This window comes from Nocardia carnea (assembly GCF_029868855.1).
Lineage (GTDB): Bacteria > Actinomycetota > Actinomycetes > Mycobacteriales > Mycobacteriaceae > Nocardia > Nocardia carnea_A.
The window spans coordinates 1-1681 of record NZ_JARWOV010000300.1 but is presented as its reverse complement, the minus strand read 5'-3'; the positions used below and the strand labels follow the sequence as shown (position 1 = coordinate 1681).

Here is a 1681-nt window from a genome sequence, read left to right as displayed (position 1 = left end):
TTCGAACGGCACATCCGCATTGGCGAACGCCGCGATATCCACCTGCCGCTGCCGCGCCAGCAGATCGGTGAACGCCTCACCACGATCGAGCTGCGTCCGGAACACCAGCGTGTTCACGAACATCCCGATCAGATCGTCGAGAACCTGCTCACCACGACCGGCCACCGGGGTACCGATGGTGATGTCGTCGGTACCCGACAGCCGCGACAGCAGCACCGCGAACGCCGTATGCGCCACCATGAACAAAGTCGCGCCCTGCTGCTGCGCCAACCGCTGCAAACCGGCGTGGACCTCGGCATCGATACCGATATCGACCCGGCCACCGGTGAACGACTGCACTGCCGGCCGCGGCCGGTCCATCGGCAGATCCAGCTGATCCGGAATCCCGGCCAGCGCCGACTCCCAATACCCGAGCTGCTCGGCCGCCAGCGATTCCGGATCGGACTCGTCACCCAGCAGACTCCGCTGCCAGATACTGAAATCGGCATACTGCACCGGCAACGGCGCCCACGCCGGAGCCTCACCCCCGGACCGCGCGACATACGCGGTCATCACATCACGGGCCAGCGGACCGACCGACGAGCCGTCGGCCGCGATATGGTGCGCCACCAGCGCGAGCACGAATTCACCGGCGGTGGCACTGTGCGCGGCGGCGGATTCCTGCGCGCCGCTCGCGCCGGCCGAATCGGCCAAACGGAACAGTGCGACCCGCAACGGCACCTCGGCCGTCACATCGAAACCGGTGGACGCCAATTCCGCGACGGCCGCGACGACCTCCGCGGCGGCCACCGACCGCACCTCCAGCTCCGGTATCGCCTGCGCTGCGGGCAGCACCAGCTGTACCGGGCCGGACGCGGTATCCGGATACACCGTCCGCAGTACCTCGTGCCGCGCCACCAAGTCCGCGACGGCTACCCGCAGGGCGTCCACGTCCAGCTCGCCGGACAGCCGGATCGCCATCGGAATGTTGTACGCGGCCGACGCGCCGTCGAAGCGGTTGAGGAACCACATCCGCTGCTGCGCCAGCGACAACGGCGCAACGTCTCGAACCTCACCCGACTCGGTGACCTGGCTCGACCGCGGCTGCGGCACCAACGCCGCACGACCGCCCGAACCCGCATGCTGCTCGACCCGAACTGCCAAACCTGCCACGGTGGACGCCTCGAACAACGCGCGCACCGGAACAGTCGTATCCAGCGCCTTGCTCAATCGCGCCGCAACCTGCGTCGCGACCAGCGAGTTACCACCCAGAGCGAAGAAGTCGTCGTCCGCGCCGACCTGGTCGATCCCGAGGACCTCGGCGAAGACGCCCGCCACGATCTCCTCGATCGGAGTCGACGGAGCCCGGAACTCCCGTGCCTGGAACTCCGGTTCCGGCAGCGCTTTACGGTCCAGTTTGCCGTTCACATTCAACGGCAGAGCGTCGAGTTCGATGAACGCCGACGGCACCATATAGGACGGCAATCGCTGCCCCAGCTCGTCCTGGATACGAGCGAAATCCAGGCCGGTGCCGGACGGGACCAGGTAGCCCACCAAGCGGTCACCGGTCCGTGCATCCGACTTCGCGACCACCGCCGCCTGCCCGACCTCGGGCAACGCCAGGAGTGCCGCTTCGATCTCACCCAACTCGATCCGGAAACCACGAATCTTGACCTGGAAATCGGTACGACCCCGATACTCC

General features: G+C 67.2%; 1 protein-coding gene. It reads right to left on the bottom strand.

Annotation, left to right across the window (positions count from 1 at the left end; all coding sequences use genetic code 11):
* The coding region (locus QH195_RS30995; protein ID WP_280437982.1) for a condensation domain-containing protein at nucleotides 1–1681 on the bottom strand (1681 nt) is incomplete at both ends.